General features: G+C 71.1%; 17 protein-coding genes, 1 tRNA gene, 1 pseudogene and 1 riboswitch. Of the genes and pseudogenes, 16 read left to right on the top strand and 3 right to left on the bottom strand.

Annotated features, from left to right (window positions below; all coding sequences use genetic code 11):
- Window positions 1-448 precede the first annotated feature (448 nt).
- Both BLS99_RS19370 and BLS99_RS19365 read left to right on the top strand, forming a co-directional pair.
- Window positions 449-1969, top strand: a complete 1521-nt coding sequence (locus BLS99_RS19370) for a cytochrome ubiquinol oxidase subunit I (RefSeq protein ID WP_218126726.1) — start codon at window positions 449-451, stop codon at window positions 1967-1969.
- The gene (locus BLS99_RS19365) at window positions 1969-3018 is read left to right on the top strand and encodes a cytochrome d ubiquinol oxidase subunit II (protein WP_091053353.1); all 1050 of its coding nucleotides are present in this window, start codon (window positions 1969-1971) and stop codon (window positions 3016-3018) included. Before BLS99_RS19370 ends, BLS99_RS19365 begins: the two co-directional genes overlap by 1 nt.
- Window positions 3019-3161: 143 nt before the next feature.
- Here the strand turns inward: BLS99_RS19365 and BLS99_RS26380 are convergent, their stop codons facing one another.
- Window positions 3162-4190 (bottom strand): proprotein convertase P-domain-containing protein, encoded by a 1029-nt coding sequence (locus BLS99_RS26380; RefSeq protein WP_176953440.1) that lies wholly within the window; start codon window positions 4188-4190, stop codon window positions 3162-3164.
- Between the two features lie 758 nt (window positions 4191-4948).
- The gene (locus tag BLS99_RS19355) at window positions 4949-5911 is read right to left on the bottom strand and encodes a hypothetical protein (protein ID WP_143034875.1); all 963 of its coding nucleotides are present in this window, start codon (window positions 5909-5911) and stop codon (window positions 4949-4951) included.
- 312 nt (window positions 5912-6223) lie between these two features.
- Between BLS99_RS19355 and BLS99_RS19350 the strand changes: the two genes are divergently transcribed.
- The gene (locus BLS99_RS19350; protein WP_245712324.1) at window positions 6224-6838 is read left to right on the top strand and encodes a class I SAM-dependent methyltransferase; all 615 of its coding nucleotides are present in this window, start codon (window positions 6224-6226) and stop codon (window positions 6836-6838) included.
- A 73-nt stretch (window positions 6839-6911) separates the two neighbouring features.
- Here BLS99_RS19350 and BLS99_RS19345 read toward each other — a convergent pair whose 3' ends face one another.
- The gene (locus BLS99_RS19345; RefSeq protein ID WP_091053350.1) at window positions 6912-9014 is read right to left on the bottom strand and encodes an RICIN domain-containing protein; all 2103 of its coding nucleotides are present in this window, start codon (window positions 9012-9014) and stop codon (window positions 6912-6914) included.
- A 264-nt stretch (window positions 9015-9278) separates the two neighbouring features.
- Window positions 9279-9385: riboswitch (TPP riboswitch) on the top strand.
- Here BLS99_RS19345 and thiE point away from each other — a divergent pair.
- The 13 genes and pseudogenes from thiE to BLS99_RS19280 form a co-directional block, all read left to right on the top strand.
- Window positions 9380-10183 (top strand): annotated as a pseudogene (thiE, locus tag BLS99_RS27685) (thiamine phosphate synthase); the annotation flags it as partial. Its footprint overlaps the riboswitch before it by 6 nt.
- Window positions 10184-10425: 242 nt before the next feature.
- Window positions 10426-11601: a glycine oxidase ThiO gene (thiO, locus tag BLS99_RS19335; protein WP_091053348.1), complete on the top strand. Its 1176-nt coding sequence runs from the start codon at window positions 10426-10428 to the stop codon at window positions 11599-11601.
- Complete coding sequence (thiS, locus tag BLS99_RS19330) at window positions 11598-11789, top strand: sulfur carrier protein ThiS (RefSeq protein ID WP_091053347.1); 192 nt, start codon at window positions 11598-11600, stop codon at window positions 11787-11789. Before thiO ends, thiS begins: the two co-directional genes overlap by 4 nt.
- A gap of 272 nt (window positions 11790-12061) precedes the next feature.
- A complete protein-coding gene (locus BLS99_RS19325; protein WP_245712339.1) occupies window positions 12062-12850 on the top strand; it encodes a thiazole synthase in 789 nt (262 codons plus the stop codon).
- Window positions 12847-13674, top strand: a complete 828-nt coding sequence (thiD, locus tag BLS99_RS19320; protein WP_176953439.1) for a bifunctional hydroxymethylpyrimidine kinase/phosphomethylpyrimidine kinase — start codon at window positions 12847-12849, stop codon at window positions 13672-13674. Before BLS99_RS19325 ends, thiD begins: the two co-directional genes overlap by 4 nt.
- A gap of 400 nt (window positions 13675-14074) precedes the next feature.
- Entirely contained in the window at window positions 14075-15877 is a 1803-nt protein-coding gene (thiC, locus tag BLS99_RS19315; protein WP_091053345.1) for a phosphomethylpyrimidine synthase ThiC, read from the top strand.
- 290 nt (window positions 15878-16167) lie between these two features.
- The gene (gene rplM, locus BLS99_RS19310; RefSeq protein WP_091053344.1) at window positions 16168-16611 is read left to right on the top strand and encodes a 50S ribosomal protein L13; all 444 of its coding nucleotides are present in this window, start codon (window positions 16168-16170) and stop codon (window positions 16609-16611) included.
- Window positions 16612-16631: 20 nt separating this feature from the next.
- A complete protein-coding gene (gene rpsI / locus BLS99_RS19305) occupies window positions 16632-17192 on the top strand; it encodes a 30S ribosomal protein S9 (RefSeq protein ID WP_091053343.1) in 561 nt (186 codons plus the stop codon).
- A 237-nt stretch (window positions 17193-17429) separates the two neighbouring features.
- Window positions 17430-18758, top strand: a complete 1329-nt coding sequence (gene glmM / locus BLS99_RS19300) for a phosphoglucosamine mutase (RefSeq protein WP_091053546.1) — start codon at window positions 17430-17432, stop codon at window positions 18756-18758.
- Window positions 18759-18873: 115 nt separating this feature from the next.
- Window positions 18874-19746 (top strand): LemA family protein, encoded by an 873-nt coding sequence (locus tag BLS99_RS26375; RefSeq protein ID WP_176953438.1) that lies wholly within the window; start codon window positions 18874-18876, stop codon window positions 19744-19746.
- Between the two features lie 80 nt (window positions 19747-19826).
- Window positions 19827-20483: a hypothetical protein gene (locus BLS99_RS19290; RefSeq protein ID WP_091053342.1), complete on the top strand. Its 657-nt coding sequence runs from the start codon at window positions 19827-19829 to the stop codon at window positions 20481-20483.
- Window positions 20484-20546: 63 nt separating this feature from the next.
- Complete coding sequence (locus BLS99_RS19285) at window positions 20547-21230, top strand: hypothetical protein (RefSeq protein WP_091053341.1); 684 nt, start codon at window positions 20547-20549, stop codon at window positions 21228-21230.
- Between the two features lie 35 nt (window positions 21231-21265).
- Window positions 21266-21340: transfer RNA gene (locus BLS99_RS19280), tRNA-Gln, on the top strand.
- Window positions 21341-21343: the final 3 nt, after the last annotated feature.

Raw genomic sequence — 21343 nt, 5'->3', positions numbered from 1 at the left:
GAGCTCGACGCGGTCCGAAACCCGACGGTTCCCGGGCCGGGCGTTCGCCCGGCCCGGGGCTTCGGGCCGGGTGAACCCTCCGAACCGGGACTTCGGGCCGGGGTCGGCGGTCGGCCCGGGACCTCGGGCCGCGCTCGGCGGTAGGCCCGGCCCCCGGGCCGCGATCCGGTGGCTGAGGTCCCGGGATCGGCTACAGTTCACGGTCCGGCCCGGCGGTCGGCCCCGCGCCGGCCCGCTCTCGGCCCGGTCCTCACCTGGCCCGGACCGTGCCTATTTCGGTTTTGAGCGCTGGCGAGATCGCCCGCTAGCCGCGCGGCAGGAACCGCAGCCCGGAGGGTGTAATACCTGGCCCCGGCGTTTTTGAACACGTTCGGAACGGGTCGACCGGCCCTTGTGAAAGCATTCACAAGAGCATGGATCCGGACGTTCGAGACCCTATGTTCAAGGCATGGACGCAACCCAGCTCCTCGCCCAGGCCGCCGAAGCGGCGGCCGACCCGGCGGGCCTCATGCCCGCCCGGCAGCAGATGGCGCTGTCGCTCGGATGGCACATCATCCTCGCGTGCTTCGGCGTCGCCTTCCCCGCGATCATCTTCGTCATGCACCTGCGCGGCATCCGCAAGAAGGACCCCGTCGCGCTCGGCCTCGCCAAGCGGTGGGGCAAGGTCTCCGCCGTGCTCTTCGCCATCGGCGCCGTCTCCGGCACCGTCCTCAGCTTCGAGATGGGCATGCTCTGGCCCGGCCTCATGGGCACCTTCGGCGACGTCCTCGGCCTCCCGTTCGCCTTCGAGGGCCTCGCGTTCTTCCTCGAAGCGATCTTCCTCGGCATCTACCTGTACGGGTGGGGGCGCATGCCGCAGAAGCTCCACCTGCTCATGGTGGTGCCCATGGCGATCACCGGCATCGTCGGCACCTACTGCGTCCTGGCCGTCAACGCCTGGATGAACGCCCCCACCGGGTTCGACATCGTCGGCGGCGAAGTCGTGAACATCGAACCGTGGGCGGTCCTGTTCAACCAGCACGTGCTCCTCGCGTTCGCGCACATGTGGCTCGCCGCGTACATGGTCGCCGGGTTCTCCATCGCCGCCGTCTACGCGGTCGGGATGCTCAAGGGCCGGCGCGACCGCCACCACCGGCTCGGCTTCCTCGTCCCGTTCGCGTTCGCCACGATCGCCGCGATGGCGCAGCCCCTCGCCGGGCACTTCCTCGGCCACGACCTGGCCGAACGGCAGCCCGCGAAGCTCGCCGCGTTCGAGTTCGCCGACGAGACCGCCGACGGCGCCACACCGCTCACCATCGGCGGGATCTACATCGACGGGGAGGTCAAGTGGGCCATCGAGATCCCGTACCTCAGCTCGGTCGCGTCGCTCAACTCCTTCACCGAACCAGTCCCCGGCCTCGACCAGATCGCCGAGGAGGACCGGCCCCCGGTCAACTTCACGCACTACTCGTTCCAGACCATGATCGCGATCGGGTTCCTGCTGCTGGGGACCGTGCTCCTGTACTGGTACCTGCGATGGCGGCGCAAGGTCGACCTGCTCGACAACAAGTGGTTCCTGCGGTTCATGGCCGCGACCGGCGCGCTCGCCGTGCTCGCGATGGAGGCTGGATGGATCGCGACCGAGGTGGGGCGCCAGCCCTGGATCGTCTACGGCGTCATGCGGACCAACGAGGCCGCGGCCGACCACACGGGCGTGCTGTGGCTCGTCTACGGCGGATCGGTGATCCTGTACGGCGGCATGACGATCGGCGCGATCGTGGTGCTGCGGTCGATGGCCCGGCGCTGGCGCAAGGGCGCGGCCGACCTGCCCAGCCCCTACGGGCCGCAGGTCCTCGCGGCCGAGGGGCCCGGCGAGCTGCGGGACTGCGCGGACGAGCGCGACGCGTCGGCGGTACCGGCGGGCGATGCCGGGCGCCTTGAGACCGAGACCCGTGATTCGGTCTTCGGCGACAAGGAGGCGGGACGATGATGACCGTCGAGTTCGCGGTCGCCGCAGCGCTCTTCGCCGGCGTCCTGTGCTACGCCGTGCTCGGCGGGGCCGACTTCGGCTCCGGCTTCCACGACCTCACCGCGGGCGGCAGCCACCGTGGGGCCGAGGTGCGCACGCTCATCGACCAGAGCATCGGGCCGGTGTGGGAAGCCAACCACGTGTGGCTCATCTACGTGCTCGTCATGTGGTGGACCGGGTTCCCGGAGTCGTTCGCCGCCGCGATGACCACCCTCTACGTGCCGCTCGTGTTCGCGCTCGTCGGGATCGTGCTGCGCGGCGCGAGCTTCGCTTTCCGCAAGTACAGCGAGACCCTGTGGCAGGCACGGCTGTTCGGCGTCGTGTTCGCGACCTCCTCGGTGCTCGCCCCGTTCTTCCTCGGCACGATCGCCGGGGCGCTGGCCTCGGGGCGCGTCCCCGAGGGCGGGAACGGCGACGCGTGGGCGTCGTGGATCGCGCCGACGCCGCTGTTCACCGGGGCGATCTCGGTGGGCACCTGCGCGTTCCTGGCCGGGACGTTCCTGACCGCCGACGCCGCCCGGCGCGGTCAGCGGGCGCTCGCCGAGCGGATGCGGCGCCGGTCGCTCGCGGTCGGCGCGGTCACTGGTGCGGTCGTCTTCGCCGGGCTCATCCCGATCGAGCACGACGCCCCTACCCTGTGGGAGGGCCTGATGGGCCGCGCGGCGCCGGTCGTGGCGCTGTCGGGGCTCGGCGGGATCGCGACGCTGGTCCTCCTGTGGCGCAGGCGCTTCGGCCCGGCGCGCGGGACCGCCGTGGTCGCGGTGGCGGCCGTGATGGCCGGGTGGGGGATCGGGCAGTACCCGTGGGTCCTGGTCGACCAGGTGACGATCGCCGAGGCGGCCGGTGCCCCGGCGACCATGCAGGGCCTGCTCGTCGCGGTGGGGATCGCGGCGGTCGTGGTGGGGCCGGCGCTCGGGTACCTGTTCTACCTCACGCAGACCCCGCAGTGGAACGGCCAGAGCGAGGAGGAGCCCAAGCGCGTCCACTGGAGCGCGAGGCTCGACGCTTGACCACATAGGACATACTTGCATCCGCGGTGGATACAGTGGAGGGCCGGGCGCGTGTGCGCCCGGCCCTCTGCGCGAGTCCTGGGGGACCGGCGGGGATGTGGTCTGTTGTCGGCCTTGGCGAGTCGGGGCGGCGGCCTGGAGTGCTAGATGCTCAGGGACCAGTTGTTGAACGTTCCGGTCGAGCCGCCGCTGTAGGTGTCGGTGACCAGCAGCGTCCAGGTGCCGGACCTGGCCTCGCTCGACAGGTTGACGCTGTAGGTGCGGCTGCCGAAGTTGCCGGTGCTCGAACTCGACGCCTGGATCGTGCGGACCGTGCCGTCGGGGGCGCGGAGCTGGACCTGGATGTCGCCGTAGTACGGGTGCGTGATGCTCACCGTGACGGAGCTGGTCGAGGAGGCCGAGCCGGTGCAGCTCAACGCGATCGCGCGGGAGATCGTGCCGCCCTCGGTGATGGTGCCGGCGGTGGTGTTGGACCCGTTGCAGTTGGTCGGGGTGCCGCCGCCGGAGCCGCAGTAGGCCGTCAGGTGCGACTGGATGGCGGACTTCTCGGCCGAGTCGACGGTGAGGTCGTAGAGGTATTTGACGTGGGTCCAGGCTTTGACGTAGTCGCAGCGGACCGAGGAGTTCGTGGGCATCCACTCTGCGGGGTCGTAGTCGCTCTTGGAGGAGTTCGCGGAGGTGGTGGCGATCCACAGCTGCGGGGAGTTGATGTCGTTGGCGAAGGCTTGGCGCTCGGCGGTGGTCCAGGCCCAGGCGCCGGAGGCCCAGGCTTCGGAGAGGGCCACGACGTGGTCGATGGTGGCGTTGGAGACCGTGGTGGTCCAGGTGTTGTCGAAGTCCGACTGCCAGTTGCCGGAGGTGGGCTGGCAGCCGTCGCTGGTGACGACGTTCTGGCCGTCCCGCTTGAGGATGTACTGGCGGGCGGTGCAGCTTCCGGTGCCGGACACGGACTTCCAGTGGGGGAAGAGGTCGCGGTCGTAGGTCGAGCCGTGGGACTCGGCGGCGACGGTGAGCTGGTTGAGCTCGGACTGGGCGGTCGCGGTCGAGGGGATCCCGGGCGGGCGGACCGCCTCGGCGGGTGCGGCGTCGACTGCGAGGAGGGCGAGCAGCGCGAGCGCGGCGGCGGCGAACGCGGCGAGGGCGCGGCGGGGGAGGACGGACCAGGAAGGCATGTGCAGCTCCTGAGCAGGGTGATGGGGAACCGGCGGATCCGGTTGCGGGGGAGCGGCTGACGGGGGATGAGGCATCGGCCTTGTTCGATGTAAACATAGGATCATCGGTTCAGGCAAGCCTTCCGGACGAATGTTCACGAGCCGGACACAGCAACACCGTTTGGTAGGCACGGCAGCGCCGCCGGTGGGGACGGATACGACTGCGCCGGCCGAAAGGCACGGCCGCGCCGCCAGACACGGACGGACACAGCAACACCGACTGATAGACACGACTGCGCCACTCAGCGGCGTGGACGGACGCAGCAGCACCGGCGGTAAAGCTCGGGGCGGTACCGCCCGGCGTGGACGGCAACACCGACCGAAAGACGCGGCCGCGCCGCCCGACGTGTGGGTGGACGCTAAGGGCACCGGCGGTGATGCACGACTGTGCCGCCGACACGCGCGACACCGCCATCCGGCGCACAGGCGGCGACGCGGGCGAATCCCGCGGGTCCCTCGTCGGCGGTCATGAGCAGCACGTCCTGGTCGTGGCGGCGCGCTTCGGTGTCGAGCCTCGCTTCCGTGTCAACTTTCGGGTGACACCGGAGTGCGGTGGCCCGGTTTCTGTCGTACCCGTCGGCAATGCTGGCCGCTACGGTCCCCTCAGGGTGGGTGGGGGCTAGGGATGGTCTACGGCCTTAAGCCCTTAACGCGCGTAAGGCGACCGCGGCGAGACTCGGTCACCGGACTCGGTCACTGCGCTCGGTCATTGCGCTCGGTCATTGCACCTCGCGGCGGGGGTTGAGCTGGTCCACGAACCAGATGTCGAGGGTGTCGCCGACGATGGTGCGGACCGCGTCGTCGGCCTCGAGCAGCGGCTCGCCGTCGGCGCGGCCGATGACCACGTACATCAGGTAGTGCCCGTAGGTGTTGTACCCGAGCTGCGTGTCGGCGCGGCCGAGCTCCTCGGCGCCGCCGTCGGTGCGCAGCACCGCGAACCCGCCCTCCAGGCCCGCCGCGATGGCCGTGCGCAGCTCCTCGGCCTCGGCGGCCGTCGACAGGTTGAGCACCCCGGCCGTCGCCGCGTACTCGCCGTCGGGGTTGAGGATCGTCGCGCGCACCGTCTGCGTGCAGTCGGTGTCCGCGAGCAGGTCGGCGAGCTCGTCGAGCCCGGCCTCCGCGCAGTCGGACAGCTCCTCGGCCTCCAGGACCGTGTACGCCCCGGCGGCCCCTGCGGGCGTGATCGACTCGCCCGTGAACAGCTCCTCGACCGTCAGCGGCGCGGTGTCCGTGGTGCGGCTCGCGATCGGGTCCACGACCTCGGGAGCGCCCGAGGCGTCGTCCTCTGCGGACTGCTGCTCGTCTCCGGCATCGGCGCTCGGCGCGGCCGGGTCCGGTTCGCCCTCGCGCAGGACGATGAACGCGCCCGCCGCGCACGCGGCCGCCACCGCGAGACCGCTGACGATCGCGAGCGCGACGAGCCACCACTTGGTGCGGCGCCGGGCGCGCTGGGCGGCGCGGCGCAGGGGACGGGACGCGTGGATGTGATCCAGGTGCGCCTCCATCTCCTCCTCGGGAGAGCGCTGCTGCGCGAGGCGCACCTGCTCCTCCGGGCTGAGTCGGACGGTCGGCGCGCTCATCTGCGCGCGCTCGTCGTACTCAGCCCAGTCGAATCCCGGTTCGTTCTGGTTCCGGTGCCCCGTCTGCTGCGGGACCCCGAAGGGGGACGGGCCATGTGCCATGGTGGCAGCTTAGCCCCGGAAGAGGGCGAAACGGTGAATCGTTCCCCCTGGAGATGGACGGGATGAGCGCCGTTCATCTCCCCGGGTGACACGCGTGTCGTGTGCAGTGGGCGATGTGTGACATGTGATGTTCCACCGAGGGTGAACGGCGGGGTGGAACGGCCCGATCCGGGTGCGTGACGCACCGGTTTCCCCGGCTCGGCGCTGTGTGACATGTGATATGCCACCGGCCCCGGGCCGGTGCGGGACGCACAGGTCTCTCCCGCCCGGTCCCGCCGCCCCGGCCCGGTGCGGCAGGCGACAATGGTCGATGTGTCCGAGCAGCCTGAGCACTACTTCAGCGAGCAGCCCGCGGTCGACGACCGCGAGCGCACCATCGGGTTCGAACTCGACGGCGTCGAGTACGAGCTGACCACCTCGACCGGCGTCTTCTCCGGTAGCCGCCTCGACCCCGGCACCGGCGTACTCCTGCACAAAGTGGTCCTGCCCGACGCCCCCGGCGTCTTCCTCGACCTCGGCTGCGGCTACGGCCCGATCACCAAGGTCCTCGCCCAGCGCGACGACGCCGAGGTGTGGGCCGTCGACGTCAACCGCCGCGCCCTCGACCTGACCCGCCGCAACACCGCGGGCGTCCCCGGCACGGTCCGCACGGCCGTCCCGGAGGAGGTCCCCGAGGACCTGCGGTTCGACGAGATCTGGTCGAACCCGCCGATCAAGGTCGGCAAGGACGCCCTCCACGAACTCCTCGACACCTGGCTCCCGCGACTCAAGGACGGCGGCGTCGCCTGGCTCGTCGTCTCCAAGCACCTCGGCGCCGACTCCCTCGCGCGCTGGCTCACCGAACGCGGCTGGACCGTCGACAAGCACGCCAGCGCCCGCGGTTACCGGGTGCTCCGGGTCGACCGCGCCGAATCCGCGGAGTCCTAGGACGATCGGCTGCGCTGCAAGTCCGTACGTTGCGCAGGTACGGAGCGCCGGGAGACCCGGCGCCCCGCTCGCGTTACTGGATGCCCTCCTTCACGAGCCGCCACTGCTGGCAGGTCGCGCCGTTGGACGTGTACTGCTGCGCGATGGCACCGTCTGCTGTGGAGGCACCGGTGATCTCGAGGAGCTTGCCGCTGTTGGCGTTGGCGAAGGTCCAGTAGCCGCCGCTGACCGAGGCGTTCCACGACTGGGTCGCATGGCCGGTCGAGCCCCACTGGACCGCGTCGACCCCGTCGGCGGTCTGCGCCGAGGGGATCTCCAGGAGCTTCCCGCTGTTGCGGTTGACGAACTGCACGGTCGGGCCGCCGGTCACGGTCCACCGCTGGGTCGCGTGATTCGTGTCGCCCCACTGGCCGATCGCCGCGCCGTCGGTGGTCAGGGCGCTCACCACCTCCAGGTACTTGCCGCTGTTGCGGTTCTGCACCTGGAAGACCGGGTCGAGCGCGGCGCTGCGGTACAGGTGGATCACGTCGAGTTCGGCGAAGTCGGTGCCCTTGGTGAACCTGATCGTGTTGCTGCCGGCGTTGAGCGTCACCGACTTCTGGGCCCACCCGAACCGGCTCCAGTCCACAGTGGCCGGATAACTGATCGAGGAACCCGCTCCGCCGTTGACGCTCACCGAGTGGGTCGCGGCGGACCCGAACCCGTTGTCGTAGCGAACGTTCATCGTGTAGGTCCCGGCCGCCGGGACGTCGACGGTGAACTGGACGTAGTCGCCGGTGTCGTTGATGTTGCCGATCTTCGAGCCGTTCGACGCCTGCACGTGGGTGACCGTGGAGACGCTGTTCAGGGCGGCGTTCTCGGCCTCGTACTGCTGGGCGTCGAGCGGGATCGAGCCGACGCGGATGTCGTTCAGGTCGGTGGCGGTGTTCTCGACGTTCACGGCCTGGTAGAGCGTCCGCCCGTCGGCGCCGACGTCGATGCCCTGCGCGAATCCGCTGAAGTTGCCGCCCTGGGTGTCGGTGGCGTCGTAGGTGACCGCCATCGGCAGTCGCTCCCACGGGCCCTCGCCGAGATGGTAGTTGACGTAGAAGTTCTGGCCGCCGTCGATGTTGCCGCTCGCGTCGAGCGACCATTTCGAGGCGACCACGACCATGCCCTGCGGACCGCCCGACGGCACCCACGTGACGTACGGGGAGGAGCCGATCCCGCGCCCGTTCCCGAGCTTGACGGCGGTGCCGATGCTGTTGGTGGAGCCCCAGTTCAGGCCGTCGTCGGAGGTCTTGTAGTAGACCGGCGCGGTGTTCTGGGACTGGCTGGGGCGGTTGACGACCTCGAAGGTCGCGAGGTAGCGGCCGTTCGGCAGGGTGGTCACGGTGATCATGCCGGGGCGGTCGCTCTGGTTGGTGGGCGCCGAGACGTTGACCAGGGAGCCCCAGGTCTGGCCGCCGTCGGTGGAGCGGCGGTACGAGACGGCCTGGAGGACGCCGTTGGCCTTCTGGCGCTCGTCGGAGAAGTACGCGACCAGGCCGCCGTTCGCGTCGATCGCGAGCGAGGGCTCCCAGACGGTCGTGGTGGTGGAGGTGGGGCTCGGGTCGTAGACGGCCGGGCCGCCGGTGTCGATGGTGCTCAGGTAGCTCCAGCTCGTGCCCTGATTCGTGCTCTTGTAGACGACCAGGCGGCTGGAGGAGCGGTTCTCCGGCATGACCATGCCCGCCAGGAGGATCGTGCCCGCCGTCAGGTTCCCGGTGGTCTCGGTGACCTCGAACAGGAACGGCTGGGCGGTGCGGGTGAGCGCGGGGAACTGGTCGCTGGGGTTGACGTCGGCGACGTGGGTCCAGCTCGTGCCGTTGTTCGTGCTGCGGTAGATCGGGTAGACCTGGTCGCCGTTCTGGAGGACGAGCTGGTCGTAGGTGACGATCTGGGTGCCGTTGGAGGCGCCGCTGTGCTTGAGCACGATGATCTTGGCGTAGGTGGTCCCGGCGGGGGTGCCGCCTTCGGGGTTGAAGGAGCTGCCGGCGGCCGGCGCGTACACGAGCGCGCCGTTCCCGGTGGTGACCGCGGCCGCGGGGGCGGGGGCCCAGCCGAGCGACGCGGCCATGGCGGCGGTGAGGGCGAGGACGGCCGCGAGGAGGAGTGCGCCGGTTCTGCGGAGGTCGAGGGGTATCGCGTGTGGCATGGGAACTCCCATTCTTTACAACGTTGTAATTCCCGTGCTGGCAATCGTAAGCCTTGGTGAGCGCGGTGGTCAAGACCCAGGTCACAGGGCGGAACGGGACCGAAACGGGCCGCCGCGGGGCAATGGCGACAGTCGGGTCGGGGCGCGTGCGGGACCGGCTCGCGGGCGGCGTCGGTGGCGGGTTCGCGGCGGCGGTGCGGTGTCCGCTTGGCGACACACCGCTTGCGAGAACCCCTCGCGATGGCGTAGCGTGACGGCCGAACGACAAACCCGCGGGAGTCCGATGCATCGGGCTGAGAGGGGACTTGGTAGTCCCGACCGTCGAACCTGATCCAGGTCATGCTGGCGCAGGGAGAAGGAGCCTTATGCGACCTGTTCGCCTACCTCGTCTGCACGTCATCACTGATACGCGCGCCGCTGGTGCATCGCGGTCGGAGCAGAATCCCGCGGCCGACGCCCTCCCGGCCATGCCGAGTCCGGGGTCTGACGGCGGTGTCCGCGCCCGCGCGGCCGAGCCGAACCCCGCCGCCGACGACCGCGGGCTCGCCCCCGCTGCGGCGCGAACCTCCTCAGCGCCGGTCGCCTCCAGAGCGGTTGCGCCGCAACACGAGCTGCTGCTGACCTTGGAGGCCGCGCTCGCGGCCGGAGCCGGGCTGATCCAGATCCGGCCCGAGGACCACTACACCGATCGGGCCGCCTTCGACCTCGCCGTCGCGGTCGCCGAACTGTGCGACGCGTACGGGGCGGTGTGCCTGGTCAACGACCGCGTTCACATCGCCCAGTCGATCGGCGCCGACGGCGTGCACCTCGGCGCCGACGACCTCCCGATCGACGCCGCACGGCGCCTCCTGCCCGACGGTGCGGTCATCGGCGGCACCTGCCGCGACTCCGAATCGGCGCGCGCCGCGCGCCGCGCCGGGGCCACGTATCTCGGCGTCGGACCGGTCTGGAGCACCACGACGAAGACCGGTCTGCCGCAGCCGATCGGCCTCGACGGACTCGCCGCCGTGTGCGCCGCCGTCGACCTCCCCGTGATCGCCATCGGCGGCATCACCGCCGAACGCGCGGCGCTGTGCCGCGAGGCTGGTGCTTACGGTGTAGCGGTCGTCGGGGCCGTCGCCGGTGCGGACGATCCCGCTGCCGCGACAGCGGAACTCCTTGCGGCCGTTGGCGAAGAACCGACTCGCCTCGGCACCGCGACGCGCCTTACAGGCGCCGGCAACACGCCGCGCTCGCGAGAGGACGAGCGTGCGGGAGCCGGCGGCGCACCGAACGCGTCCCACTTCGACCACCCCGCTCCGAACGGTGTGCCTGCAACGGGCCTGACCCACCTGCGCGAAACCGGCCCGGCCCGACCTGCCGCAGCGCCGCATCGACCAACCGGCCTCCTGCGAGGGACGGGCGCAGGCTGATGCGCGTCGCCGTCGTCGGCGGCGGCTCGATCGGACTCGCCATCGCGTGGCGGGCCGCGCAAGGCGGTGCCGAGGTCGTCGTGCACGACCCCGAACCCGGCTCCGGCGCGTCCCGCGTGGCCGCCGGCATGATCGCGCCCGTCACCGAATCCCACTACGGCGAAGCGGCCCTGACCCCCTTCATGGCCGCCTCCGCCGACGCCTGGCCCGGGTTCGCCCGCGAACTCGAGACCGCCTCCGGCCTCCCGGTCGGCCTCCGCGACGTGCCCACAGTGGTCGTCGGCATCGAGGACGGCGACCGCGCCGAGGTCGAGCGCCAGACCGAGCTGTACCGCCGGACCGCACGCGGCGTCGAGACCCTGCACGGCCGCGCCGTGCGCCGAGCCGAACCGCTGCTGTCCCATCGGGTCCGCTCCGGCGTGGTCGCGCTCGAAGACCGCGCGGTCGACCCGCGCGCCGTCCACGCCGCGCTCCTCATCGCCGCCGAACGCGCCGGAGTGCGATTCGCTCCTGAAGCGGTCGACGACCGCGATGCGGTCGATGCGCTCGACGCCGACCAGGTCGTCATCGCCGCCGGCTGCGGCTCCGCCCGCTTCGGACTCCCGGTGCGGCCCGTCCGCGGGGTCGTGCTGCGGCTCAGGGCCGCAACGGAACAGGCGGTCCCGCGGACCACCGTGCGCGGATACGTGAAAGGGCACTCGGTCTACATCGTCACGCGCGAGAACGGCGAAGTCGTCATCGGCGCCACCAGCGACGAACGCGGCTTCGACCGCACGACCGGCACCGCCGGAGCCGCGCACGACCTGCTGCGGTGGTCGATCGAACTCGTCCCCGAGATCGCCGAGTACCACCTCGACGAAGTGAGCGTCGGCTTCCGGCCCGGCACCCCGGACAACCTCCCGCTCATCGGCCGCCTCGACCCCCGCACCATCGCCGCGACCGGCCACTACCGCAACGGCATCGCCCTCATCCCCGCCACCGCCAGCGCGGTCACCGCCCTGCTGCGAGGCGAGGACGCGCCAGGGACCACCGCCTTCGACCCGGCCCGCTTCGCCGCACCTGGATTCGAAGGCAGGGTCGAGCCCCGTGAGACGCCGTTCTCCGGGCCCCCGGACACAAGGGTGCCCGGAGGGTCCGACAGTTCGCGTGCCGATGCGCATGAGGAGGAATCGTGAAAATCCAGCTCAACGGCCGAGCGCACGACGGCGCCACGACCGTCGCCGACGCCGTCGCGGCCGTCACCGAGGCACGCCGCGGGATCGCCGCCGCCGTCAACGGGGAAGTCGTGCCGAAGTCCGAATGGGACCGGCCGCTCGCCGACGGCGACGCCGTCGAGATCCTCACCGCCACCCAAGGAGGCTGACCATGGAACCGCAGACACTCGGCCGAATCGGAACCGAACCGGGACCCGGGCCCCACGGTGATGGCATCGCGCCGAGAACCGGGACGCTCGACCGCGCCGACGCCGCGACAGGGACCGGTCCTCTCAGCCGCACCGACCCCGCGACAGGGTCCAGCCGCGCCGGCACCGCGCCGGGGACCGGCTCTCTCGGCCGCACCGACTCCGCGACAGGGTCCAGCCGCGCTGGCACCGCGCCGGAGTCGCACGCGCCTGGCCGCACCGACGCGCTCACCATCGCCGGACGGACCTTCGGGTCCCGCCTCATCCTCGGCACCGGCGGCGCCGCCAACCACGCGCAGCTCGCCGAGGCCATCACCGCGTCGGGCACCGAGCTCGTCACCGTCGCCCTCCGCCGCGTCGACGCCCAGCAAGGCCCCGCATCCGAAGGCGGCCAGCGGAAGTACCCCACCGGATCCATCCTGGACGTCATCGAGCAGTGCGGCGTCGGCATCCTCCCCAACACCGCCGGGTGCTTCACCGCCGAGCAGGCCGTGCGCACTGCCCGGCTCGCCCGCGAGGCGTTCGGCACCGACTGGATCAAGCTCGAGGTCATCGGCGACGAGGACACGCTGCTGCCCGACCCCGTCGAACTCCTCGACGCCGCCGAGACCCTGGTCGGCGAGGGCTTCACCGTCCTGCCCTACACGAACGACGACCCGATCCTCGCCCGCCACCTCGAAACCGCCGGGTGCGCCGCGGTCATGCCGCTCGCCGCGCCCATCGGCACCGGGCTCGGCGTGCGCAACCCGCACAATCTCGCGCTCATCTGCGAGCAGGCGGGGGTGCCCGTCATCTGCGACGCCGGGATCGGCACCGCCTCCGACGCCGCGCTGGCCATGGAACTCGGCTGCTCCGCGGTCCTCCTCGCCACCGCCGTCACCCGCGCCGCCGACCCGGTGCTCATGGCCGCGGCGATGCGCGACGCCGTCACGGCGGGTCGGGCCGCGCGGCTGGCCGGGCGGATCCCGAAGCGGCACTTGGCGAAAGCATCGTCCGCGTTCGAGGGGATGGCCGACCTGTGAACCGCACCCACCCCCAGCCGCCGATCGCGCTCACCATCGCCGGGTCCGACTCCGGCGGCGGCGCCGGTATCCAGGCCGACCTGCACACCTTTGCCGCGCACGGCGTCCACGGCACGAGCGTCCTCACCGGGATCACCGCCCAGAACACGCGTGGCGTGACCGCCGCCGAGCCGGTCTCGGTCGAGCTGGTGCGGGCGCAACTCGAGGCGGTGCTCGGCGACTTCCCCGTCGCGGCGGTGAAGTCCGGGATGCTCGGCGGGCCCGAGCTGCTGGCGCTCGTGGCCGAATACGGTCAGGCCGACCGGCTGCCGAACCTCGTGGTCGACCCGGTCATGGTCACCACGACCGGCGACTCGCTGTGGGCCGGCGACCCGGCCGCGTACCTGAGCGGGCTCGGCCCGCTCGCGACCGTGCTGACGCCCAACCTGATCGAGGCCCGGCAGCTGCTGGGTCGCGAGATCGGCTCACTGGGGGAGATGCGGGAGGCCGCCCGCGCGCTGGCGACCTACGGGCCGCGCGCGGTCCTGGTCAAAGGCGGACACCTCGACCGGGACGGTGACGCGGCGACCGACGTGCTGTGGTGCGACGGCCAGATGCTCGACCTCGCCGCGCCGCGGATCGACACCCGCAACGACCACGGCACCGGCTGCACCCTCGCCTCGGCCATCGCGGCCCGGCTCGCGCTGGGACACCCGCTGCCGCAGGCGGTCGCCGGGGCGAAGGTCTATGTCACCGAGGCGCTGAAGGCGGCCGCCGACTGGCGCCTCGGCACCGGCCGCGGCCCGCTCCACCACCATCACGGCCGCAAGAGCGCGGCGCTGTGAACGGCTCCGATAGCGGGACTGTGAGTGGCGGCTTGGGAAGTGGCATGGCGCGCGGTTCGACAAGCGGTCCTAGGAATCGAGGGCATGCCAGGCATCGCCCGGATCGGGAATCGCGGGCCCCCGGCACAAACCCTGACACGGGGGTACGACAGCGCGCGGTGGGTGAAAACGGCTCAGGTGCTTCGAGGGTCTCGGGTGGATTGGGCTCGGGGGCGGCGTGGCCGGTCGATGTTGCGGCGTGGCTGGCGGCTGTGGTGAAGCGGCGGCGCGCGGAAAGAGGGCAGCACAAGCATCGCCCGATTCGGGGATTTCGGGCCCCCGGCAACAACCCTGCGCTGCAGGTACGACAGTTCGTGCCTGGTGGGCGTGGGGGATTGATGAAGATCACGGAGGAGAGTGCATGAACGGCAGAAGCAAGGTTTATGTCGAGGGGTCTCGGGCGGATGTCCGGGTTCCGTTCACTGAGGTGGTGCTGAGCGGTGGGGAGCCTGCCGTTCGGTTGTACGACACCTCGGGGCCCGGATCGGAGCCCGAGGTGGGGTTGCCGCAGCTTCGGGCGCACTGGATCGCCGAGCGCGACATCGAAGCCGGGGCTGTACTCGGAGCCGAAGCCGAAGTCGGAGCTGAAGCCGGGGCTGAAGCCGGGGCCGGAGTTGTGCTCGGAGCCGGGGCTGTACACGGGGCGGGAGCTGAGGCCGAAGCCGGGACCCGGACCGGAACTGAGGCCCGGGCCGGGGCCGAAGAGGGTGCTGGCACCGATACCGACGTCGAGCGCGCCGCTGGGACCGATCCCGGCACCCCGATCGGCACCATCGAGCACCAGGGCGTCCAACTGCCCTGCCGTACGCAGCTCCACTACGCCAAGCGCGGCGTCGTCACGCCCGAGATGGAGTTCGTCGCCATCCGCGAAGGGCTCGAAGCCGAGTTCGTCCGCTCCGAGATCGCCGCCGGGCGCGCGATCCTGCCCGCGAACGTCAACCACCCCGAGACCGAGCCGATGGTCATCGGCAAGCACTTCCTCACCAAGATCAACGCGAACATCGGCACCTCCGCCGTCTCCGACTCCATCGCCGCCGAGGTCGAGAAGCTCACCTGGGCCGTCAAGTGGGGCGCCGACACCGTCATGGACCTCTCCACCGGCAAGCACATCCACGAGACCCGCGAGCACATCATGCGGAACTCCCCGGTCCCCATCGGCACCGTCCCGCTCTACCAGGCCCTCGAGAAAGTGAACGGCGACCCGGTCGAGCTCACCTGGGAGGTCTACCGCGACACCGTCATCGAGCAGGCCGAGCAGGGCGTCGACTACATGACCGTCCACGCCGGGGTCCTCCTGCGGTACGTGCCCCTCGCCGCCGACCGCGTCACCGGGATCGTCTCCCGCGGCGGCTCGATCATGGCCGCCTGGTGCCTCGCCCGCCACGAGGAGAACTTCCTCTACACGCACTTCCGCGAACTCTGCGAGATCTTCGCCGCCTACGACATCGCCTTCTCCCTCGGCGACGGCCTGCGCCCCGGCTCCATCGCCGACGCCAACGACGAGGCCCAGTTCGCCGAGCTCCGCACCCTCGGCGAGCTCACGCACATCGCGTGGGAGTACGACGTCCAGGTCATGGTCGAGGGCCCCGGCCACGTCCCCATGCACAAGATCAAGGAGAACGTCGACCTCCAGCAGGAGATCTGCGGCGAGGCCCCCTTCTACACGCTCGGCCCGCTCACCACCGACGTCGCGCCCGCCTACGACCACCTCACCTCCGCGATCGGCGCCGCCATGATCGGCTGGTTCGGCACCGCGATGCTCTGCTACGTCACCCCCAAGGAGCATCTCGGCCTCCCCGACCGCGACGACGTCAAGGAGGGCGTCATCGCCTACAAGATCGCCGCCCACGCCGCCGACCTCGCCAAAGGCCACCCCGGCGCCCAGGCATGGGACGACGCCCTCTCCAAGGCCCGCTTCGAGTTCCGCTGGCAGGACCAGTTCAACCTCGCCATCGACCCCGACCGGGCCCGCTCGTTCCACGACGAGACCCTCCCCGCCGAACCCGCCAAGACCGCCCACTTCTGCTCCATGTGCGGCCCCAAGTTCTGCTCCATGAAGATCAGCCAGGAGCTGAAGGAGTACGCCGCCCGCGGCATGGCCGGCAAGAGCGAGGAGTTCGCCGCCTCCGGCGGCCGGGTGTACCTCCCCGTGGTCGATGAGTGACGGCCGACGAGTGACGGTCGACTGACGCCCGCGCGGTAGCCCGAGCGGGCTGTATCCGAGGTCACGGCGGCCGCCTTCAGGGCGGCCGCCACCACCGCGTAGACTAGGCAGCTGTTGTTCGAGTGCCACCGCACCCGGCCGGAATCCGGCCCCCGCGGAGGCGCTGTCCAACGAATCCCGGACGGCCGCGCAGCGGTCGGCGCGCGCCGCACGCGGCCGCGGGGATTCAGGCGGTCCCGCCCTCATCTGCGGGATTCGTTCCACACCGACAACGAAAGCTAGGTAACACTGTGCCGACGTACACTCCCAAAGCGGGTGACCTCGACCCGCAGTGGCTCGTGATCGACGCGACCGACGTGGTGTTGGGTCGTCTCGCGACGCACACGGCCGAACTGCTCCGCGGCAAGCACAAGCCCACGTTCACTCCGAACGCCGACACCGGCGACTACGTCATCGTGGTCAACGCCGAGAAGGTCGTGCTGACCCGCAACAAGCTCCAGACCAAGAAGGCGATCCGCCACTCCGGCTACCCGGGCGGTCTCAAGGAGAAGTCCTACGCCGAGCTGATGGAGAAGGCCCCGACGAAGGTGGTCGAGAAGGCCGTCATCGGCATGCTGCCGAAGACCAAGCTCGGTCGCAGCGTGTTCAAGAAGCTGAAGGTGTACGCAGGCCCCGGCCACCCGCACGCCGCCCAGCAGCCGAAGCCGTACGAGATCACGAAGGTCGCGCAGTAGGCGCGGGCAGGAGCAGACACATGAGTGACGAGATCCAGGCCAACGAGGCCGTCGAGACCGAAGCCCCCGAGGCTCCCGTGACCCCCGAGGCCGAGGAGATCCCGACCCCGGTCGAGGTCGCCGAGGCCCCCGTCGAGGTGCCCGCCGACGTCGCCGCCGCGCCGTCCGTGCCCAGCATCCCCGCGATCCCCGCCGACCGCCCGATCCAGACCGTGGGCCGCCGCAAGCGCGCCATCGCCCGCGTCCGCCTGGTCGCCGGCACCGGCAAGTACGTCGTCAACGGCAAGACCCTCGAGGACTACTTCCCCTCCAAGGTCCACCAGCAGACCGTGGCCGAGCCCTTCGTGACCGTCGAGGCCGGCGACAACTTCGACGTCCTGGTCAACATCCACGGCGGCGGCGCCACCGGCCAGGCCGGCGCGCTCCGCCTCGGCATCGCCCGCGCCCTCGTGGAGATCGACCCGAACACCCGCCCGGCCCTCAAGGCCGCCGGCTTCCTGACCCGCGACGCCCGCGAGAAGGAATCGAAGAAGTACGGCCTCAAGAAGGCCCGCAAGGCACCGCAGTACTCGAAGCGCTAGCACGCCTTCCCCCCGCCTCACAAAACCGCGACGCGCGAGCGCCGTCGAGGCGGGGGACGCGCTAGTCTGCACAAGCGACGGGGCTGCCGAGGAGGACATCCTCGGCGGCCCCTTTTTCCATGCCACCCGGCAGGCCGACCGGCACTGCCGCCGACCGAACCGGTCCGGTCCGGGCCCGCCGCCCGCCCGAGAGGGGCGCGAGCGCCGCACCGCACCGCCAAGATGGGAAGCCACACCGTGTCACGACTGTTCGGCACCGACGGCGTACGGGGGCGGGCGAACGCCGACCTCACGCCCGACCTGGCACTCCGCCTCAACATCGCCGCCGCCCGCGTCCTCGGCGCCACCGGCAGGCGCACCGTCGCCGTCATCGGCCGCGACCCGCGCGCCTCCGGCGAGATGCTCGCCGCCGCCAGCGCCGCCGGCCTCGCCGCCGCCGGCGCGAAGGTCATCGACCTCGGCATCCTTCCCACGCCCGCGGTCGCGCACCTGACGGCCCTCACCGGCGCCGACTTCGGCGTCATGGTCTCCGCCTCGCACAACCCCATGCCCGACAACGGCATCAAGTTCTTCGCCGCGGGCGGGCGCAAGCTCCCCGACGACGTCGAGGACGCCATCGAAGCGGCCCTCGACGACCCCGCGCCCCTCCCGCAGGGCGAGGGCGTCGGCCGCATCGTCCGCTCCGTCGACCCCGTCGACTCCTACATCGACCACCTCGTCGCCGTCTGCCCGAACCCGCTCACCGGGATCAAGGTCGTCGTCGACCCCGCCAACGGCGCCGCCACCGGCGCGGCCCCCGAGGCCCTGCGCCGCGCCGGCGCCGAGGTCGTCACCATCAACGACCAGCCCGACGGCCTCAACATCAACGAGGACTGCGGCTCCACCCACATGGACGGCCTGCGCGCCGCCGTCATCGCGCACGGTGCCGGCGCCGGCATCGCGCTCGACGGCGACGCCGACCGCTGCCTCGCCGTCGACGCCGAAGGCAACACCGTCGACGGCGACGCGATCATGGCGATCCTCGCGCTCGCCATGCGCGACGCCGGCACCCTCAGCGGCGGGGTCCTCGTGACCACCGTCATGAGCAACCTCGGCCTGCACCAGGCCATGGGCGCGGCCGGGATCGAACTGGAGACGACGAAGGTCGGCGACCGGTACGTCCTGGAGCGCCTCTCCGAGGGCGGCTACTCCCTCGGCGGCGAGCAGTCCGGGCACATCATCCTGTCCGAGCACGCCACCACCGGCGACGGCTCCCTGACCGCGATCATGCTGCTCGCGCGCATGGCCGCCACCGGCCGGACCTTGAAGGACCTCGCGTCGGTGTTCACGCCCGCGCCGCAGGTGCTGCTGAACGTGCGGGTCGCCGACAAGTCGGTGATCGACCACGAGGACGTCAGGAACGCCGTGGCCCTGTGGCAGGCGAAGCTCGGCGCCGACGGCCGGGTCCTGCTGCGCCCCTCCGGGACCGAGCCGCTCGTGCGGGTCATGGTCGAGGCGTCCGAGGAGCCCGTCGCGCAGTCGGTCGCGGCCGAGCTCGCCGCGGTCGTGGAGCACGCGCATTCGTAGCGGCTGACCACCGTCTCAGCAGGCGGGAGGGCATGCCCGCGGCGGCTGCGAGCTGCGCTCCAGGCCGCTGCGGGGGTGCCCTCCCGCTGGCGGAGATGGGCTAGGCTCACGGATTATGGACAACCCAATCGTCTGGATCCTGATCCTCGTTCTGCTCATCGGCCTCATCGTGCTCTTCGCCGTGATCGGCGGGCGCAACAAGCTCGTGCGGCTGCGGAACATCGCCCAGGAGTCGTGGGCGCAGATCGACGTCGAGCTCCAGCGCCGCTACGACCTGCTCGACAACCTGATGTACGTCGTGCAGCAGGCGGCCGGGTCCGAGAACGCGACCCTCCGGCAGGTGGCCGAGGCCCGCGCGCTCGCGATGCAGGCCCGTCAGGACCCGAACGCCGGCCACGCCGCGCAGGGCCAGGTCGAGGGCCAGCTCGGGAACGCCATCCGCGGCGTCATCCACATGCAGGAGGCGTACCCCGCGCTCCAGAGCAACCAGAACTTCCTCCAGCTCCAGACGGAGATCGCCGAGACCGAGAACCGGATCGCCGCCCCGCGCCGGTTCTACAACGCGAACGTGCGCGAGTACAACACCGCGCTCCAGGTCTTCCCCGGTTCGATCTCGGCGAAGATGGGCGGCTTCACGCCCGAGGAGTACTTCGAGCTCGACACCCCCGAGGCCCGCACCGCGCCGAAGCTGCGCGACATGCAGCAGCCCGGCTACATGCAGCAGCCCCCGCAGCAGCAGATGCCGCAGGCGTCCCCGCCCGGCCAGCTCCCCGGCTACGGCCAGCCCCAGCAGCCCGGCTACGGCCAGCAGCCCGGGTACCAGCAGCCGCAGCAGCAGCCCGGGTACGGGCAGCAGCCGGGTTACGGCCAGCCCCAGCCCGGGTACGGCGCCCCGCAGCAGCCGGGCTACGGCCAGCAGCCCGGTTACCCGCAGCAGCCCCAGCAGCCGCAGCAGCCCGGGTACGGCCAGCAGCCCTACGGCCGGTAGCCCGCGCCCCCCGATCCCCCCTGCCCCGGCGGCGCTCGCGAGTCGAGCGGGTCCGCCACATGTAAGAAGGAATGCACCCCGTGGAGAGCAACAACTGGCTGTTTTACGTCGGCTGCGGCGCGGTCGTCCTGGTCATCGCCTACTTCGGCTGGCGTGCCCGCCAGAAGAAGATCGCGATGTACCGGGCCTGGGCGGCCCAGTACGGGTTCCACTACGAGCCGTCGGACAACTCGGTGGTCGGCCTCTCCAGCGAGGAGCCGTTCAACAACGGGCACTCCCGCAAGGGCATCGACGTGTTCCGCGGCATGTACAAGGGCTCGCACATCGTGTTCTTCCAGTACCAGTACACGACCGGCTCGGGCAAGGAGTCGCAGACGCACACCAACCAGGTGGTCGCGATCGGCCTGCCCCAGGCCCGCCCGCTGCTCGACATCAGCCAGGAGAACTTCCTGACCAAGCGGTTCGCGAAGGACATCGACTTCGAGAACCAGCAGTTCAACGACATCTTCCGGATCAAGTCGCCGAACCGGCGCTTCGCGTACGACGTGATCCACGCCCGCACGATGGAGTGGATGCTCGCCGACCAGCGCGCCCGCTCCTACCAGTGGCGGTTCGAGGGCCCGTGGCTCATGACGTTCCGCTCCGGGGCGCTGAAGCTGGAGGAGGTCTTCTTCTACGCGGACTTCCTCGTCGACATCTACGGCCAGGTGCCCAAGCACGTCTGGTCGAACAGCTAGCAGAGCAGCCGGGGGCCGCGCCGCGGGGCGCGGCCCCCGCGCGCATCCGGGAGGAGGGGCGGCGTGGGGGTCCAGGTAGCCGTCTACGGGGTGTTCGCGCTCATCGCCGCCGCGGCGGTCGTCGGCGCGGTGCTCGCCCTGCGCGCGGACGCGCGGCGCCGGGCCCTGGGCGATCCGAACGCGCAGTGGGCCGCGATATACGGGCTGCACTACCTGCGGGTGGATCACGCCCCGCTGCACCTGTCGCAGCGGGGGCCGTTCGGCGGCCACTTCACCGAGCAGTTCGCGCACGTGGTGCGCGGGCAGTACCGGGGCGCGCCGCTGCTGGCGTACACGTACCGGTACCGGCCGGTCCTGCGCACGCTGATCGGCGAGGGCGACTCGGAGGAGGAGGTGTCGTTCGTGGCGGTCGCGGTGCCCGGCTCGTTCCCGGTCCTCGACGTCGCGCCGTCGGGCGTCCGGTCGTGGCTCCCGGGCGAGCGGGTCGAGTTCGAGTCCAACGCGTTCAACGACCGGTTCGCGGTCGGCTCGCCGAATCCGCGGTTCGCGTACGACGTGATCCACCCGCGCCTGATGGAGTGGCTGATGGCCGACGCGCGGGCGCTGTCGACGGGCTGGCGCCTGGAGGGGCCGTGGCTGATGGCGTCCGGCGAGGGGCCGCTGCGGGTGAGCGAGCTGTTCGTGCGGGCCGACTTCCTGCACGACCTCATCGCGTACATGCCCGGGCACCTGTGGCCCGACCGATAGCGATATCCTTGTCTCCGGCCGCTCTGCGCGGCCGTTGGCCCGTGGTGTAATCGGCAACACTACTGATTTTGGTTCAGTCGTTTCAGGTTCGAGTCCTGGCGGGCCAGCCATCG

The sequence above is a fragment of the Glycomyces sambucus genome, from assembly GCF_900102815.1.
Taxonomy (GTDB): domain Bacteria; phylum Actinomycetota; class Actinomycetes; order Mycobacteriales; family Micromonosporaceae; genus Glycomyces; species Glycomyces sambucus.
Note: the sequence above shows the minus strand (reverse complement) of the source record. Positions and strands in the feature narration are given on the sequence as shown.

Coding starts and splice junctions, on each gene's coding strand:
- BLS99_RS19355 (WP_143034875.1), bottom strand. CDS start 5,911: ATGGCACATGGCCCGTCCCCCTTCGGGGTCCCGCAGCAGACGGGGCAC.
- BLS99_RS19370 (WP_218126726.1), top strand. CDS start 449: ATGGACGCAACCCAGCTCCTCGCCCAGGCCGCCGAAGCGGCGGCCGAC.
- thiO (WP_091053348.1), top strand. CDS start 10,426: ATGCGCGTCGCCGTCGTCGGCGGCGGCTCGATCGGACTCGCCATCGCG.
- BLS99_RS26375 (WP_176953438.1), top strand. CDS start 18,874: ATGGACAACCCAATCGTCTGGATCCTGATCCTCGTTCTGCTCATCGGC.
- BLS99_RS19365 (WP_091053353.1), top strand. CDS start 1,969: ATGACCGTCGAGTTCGCGGTCGCCGCAGCGCTCTTCGCCGGCGTCCTG.
- thiC (WP_091053345.1), top strand. CDS start 14,075: ATGAACGGCAGAAGCAAGGTTTATGTCGAGGGGTCTCGGGCGGATGTC.
- BLS99_RS19345 (WP_091053350.1), bottom strand. CDS start 9,014: ATGCCACACGCGATACCCCTCGACCTCCGCAGAACCGGCGCACTCCTC.
- rpsI (WP_091053343.1), top strand. CDS start 16,632: ATGAGTGACGAGATCCAGGCCAACGAGGCCGTCGAGACCGAAGCCCCC.
- BLS99_RS26380 (WP_176953440.1), bottom strand. CDS start 4,190: ATGCCTTCCTGGTCCGTCCTCCCCCGCCGCGCCCTCGCCGCGTTCGCC.